The organism is Candidatus Methanomethylophilaceae archaeon (assembly GCA_017524805.1).
Lineage (GTDB): Archaea > Thermoplasmatota > Thermoplasmata > Methanomassiliicoccales > Methanomethylophilaceae > Methanoprimaticola.
Genome location: JAFXUX010000016.1, coordinates 1 through 2,902, shown reverse-complemented (window position 1 = coordinate 2,902; position 2,902 = coordinate 1). Strand labels below are relative to the sequence as shown.

Below are 2,902 nucleotides of genomic sequence, written 5' to 3'. Positions count from 1 at the left end.
GAACGTGGGGAACGATTACACCGTCACGCTCGAGGTGTCCGGCGCCTCTTTGCAGCTCTCCACAGCCGCGGAGGCCGGGTTCGCATTTGACCATTGGGTCATCGGCGGCAAGTCGAACGCCGGAAAAACCATAGCCATTTCTGTAGGCTCTGACGACTTGGAGGTCAAGGGCGTATTCGTCCCCGCAGCCTCCCATAAGCTCTCTGCGACCATCGACAACGGATCCGTCCAGATCGACGGCGAGGCCGTGACCTACAAGCTCGTGAAGGAAGGCTTCCAGGCGGTCCTCAAGGCCGTTCCCGCCGACGGATACAGGTTCGTCGGATGGTACTATGGAGGCAGCTGCGTATCCATATCCGAGGAGTACGCCGTGACCATGGGCCAGTCCGACATGGTGTTCGAGGCCAAGACCCAGAGAACGGTTTTCAATGTCAGCTTGTCGGCGTCCAACGGGACCATAGAGGTGAACGATGTTGATGTAGGGGCCACTTATTCAGGCACCATTAACGTTGGTGGTACTATAGTATTCAAGGCCATTGCCGCCGAGGGTTTCGCATTCAGCACCTGGACCGTGAACGGCAATGTCTACAACGCCAACAAGATCACCGTCACGGGGGCTTCTGAGGACATCACCGCGGTCGCAACCATGGTCAAGGCGGCCGTCCGCACGGTCACCGCATCCGCCGACTACGGGACCGTGTTCATCGACGGGGTCTCCTGCGGCAAGGCGGGAAGCGTCCAGGCATACGACGGGAAGGAGGTCACCATAAGCGTCGACGTCCCCTACGGGTACATGCTCAGGGGATGGACCTACGACGACAAGTACGTCTCCACAGATCCATCCTTCACCTTCAGGGTCTCCGGGGACATGGCCTTCAAGGCCGTCGTGGTGAGCACCCTGCACACTCTCACCTTGAAGGCGGTCAACGGCGGGCTCATCATCAACAGCGCCAACGTCGGCTCGGAGTACACCGCCCAGCTCTACACCGGCGAGTCGCTCGTCGTCAGCGCCGCCCCCAGCGCAGGCAACACCTTCTCCGAGTGGGACATCAACGGCAAGAAGTATGGATCTGGCTACCAGGCCATCGAGATCAGGATGGGGTCCGAGGACATCGTCGCCACCGCGTACAACGTCTCGATGGCAGACTGAACCCTTCACATTGCTGCCACGAACGGAACAGTCAAGGTAGGGTAAGAGGACGTCGGGGACTCCCGTGCGACATCGAGGAGTCCCCTGGCCAGAAGCTCATCCTGATTGTGGTGGCCGGGTACGGTGTGGACATCACGGTCAAGATCGCGGTCGACGTTCGATGCTAGAAACCTAAATCGTCCCTCCTTTGTGAGGGGCCATATAATAATTGCAATCTTTCGAGACCTGATTGCGATTACAAGGCTTCTAGTTTGAACAGTTCACAAGTCACAGCAGCCCTTTGTACGACGAGTAGAGCTCCTTAAGTATCCCCACAAGACGGTTCACAGAAGGGCGTTCCTCATCATCCCTCAATGCGACCGCGCAATCGAAATGCTCCGGGCAGTCGAATGGGATCCACCTGTAGCCGGGATCCATGCCCATGAGGAATCCCGGAGACAGGCATACGCCGCTGCCCGCCGCCACATTCACCATCGTGGTATCGTGGTCGTGGCTGTTGTAGTACCCGACGTTCTCGTTGTCTATGACACGGCTCTGTACCGCCTGTAGCTGCGGCGGGGATCCTCCGCCCACCATCAGAGTTCTTCCGCGGAGGTCGCTCTCGGATACCATGTCCCTCGATGCCAGGAAATCGTCGTCCCTCACAATGAGGTATATCCTGCTGTCGTACAAGTGCTCCTCCCTTATGCCGGGGGATTTGGAGAAATAGCCGGTTTCCGTGAACTCGAGGTCGATGTCCCCCGAGAGGAACCTGTCGAATTCACCGTAATCATGGAAAACGGGGGTGACGTGGACATCGGGATACTCTGACGACAGGGCCCTGATCGCTTCGGGAAGCAATCTCAGGGCAGGTCTGGCCGGCAGTCCAATCCTTATGTCCTCCCTGTACCTCCCGCCGATGTTCTGGCATTGTTCCACTGCTTTTCTCATCTCGACGCGGATATTGAAGAGCTGGGAACAGAACTGTTCCCCTGCGGGGGTGATGACGAGGTTTCTCCCTGCCCTTTGGAATATCTCGAAACCGACCTCGGATTCTATCTGTCTGATCTGGTAGGAGAGGGTGGGCTGGGACACGTTCAGAGAATCGGCGGCCCGATTGAGACTCATGGTCCTGCGAATCTCCAGAAGATAATCGATTTGTTTGAAATTCATAACATCACTTGAAATAATTGATTTATTCTTTCTATTGAATATAGATATTTTATATAAATATCTTTAATTAATTGTCGGAGAATCCGTATTCAGGCGATACAATGGCAAAGAATCTGATAGCATATTACTCGCGCAAGGGCGAGAACTACTTCGGCGGAAGCATCCGCTCGGTTCCGAAAGGGAACACCGAGCATGTCGCTGAATACATCGCCGAGGCTGTCGGCGGGGATCTCTTCGAAATCGACACCGTCGAAGCATACCCCAAGGACTACATGGCCTGCACCGAGGTCGCCAAGATGGAGCTCAGGGAAAAGGCCAGGCCGAAACTGAAGAGATACCTGGATTCCGTAGAGGATTACGACAACATATTCATCTGCGGACCCTGCTGGTGGGGGACCTTTCCCATGGCCGTGTTCTCTTTCACCGACAGGCTGGATTGGAACGGGAAGAGAATCTTTGCGGTAATGACCCATGAGGGAAGCGGCATGGGCTCCTCCGAGAGGGACATCGAGAAGGCATGCAAAGGGGCGGAGCTCGTCGATTCCCTGGCCGTATCCGGCAGTCAAGCGCAGTCTTCGAAGAAGAGGGTATCCGACTGGG

General features: G+C 56.2%; 3 protein-coding genes. 2 read left to right on the top strand and 1 reads right to left on the bottom strand.

Features of this window, described 5'->3' with window-relative positions; all coding sequences use genetic code 11:
- Positions 1 to 1,150, top strand: a 1,150-nt coding sequence (locus IKP20_03890; GenBank protein MBR4504097.1) for a hypothetical protein, incomplete at its 5' end; no start/stop codon positions are given.
- A gap of 267 nt (positions 1,151 to 1,417) precedes the next feature.
- Here the strand turns inward: IKP20_03890 and IKP20_03885 are convergent.
- Positions 1,418 to 2,302 (bottom strand): LysR family transcriptional regulator, encoded by an 885-nt coding sequence (locus tag IKP20_03885; GenBank protein MBR4504096.1) that lies wholly within the window; start codon positions 2,300 to 2,302, stop codon positions 1,418 to 1,420.
- 101 nt (positions 2,303 to 2,403) lie between these two features.
- Here IKP20_03885 and IKP20_03880 point away from each other — a divergent pair.
- On the top strand, positions 2,404 to 2,902 hold a 499-nt coding region (locus IKP20_03880), incomplete at its 3' end, for an NAD(P)H-dependent oxidoreductase (GenBank protein MBR4504095.1).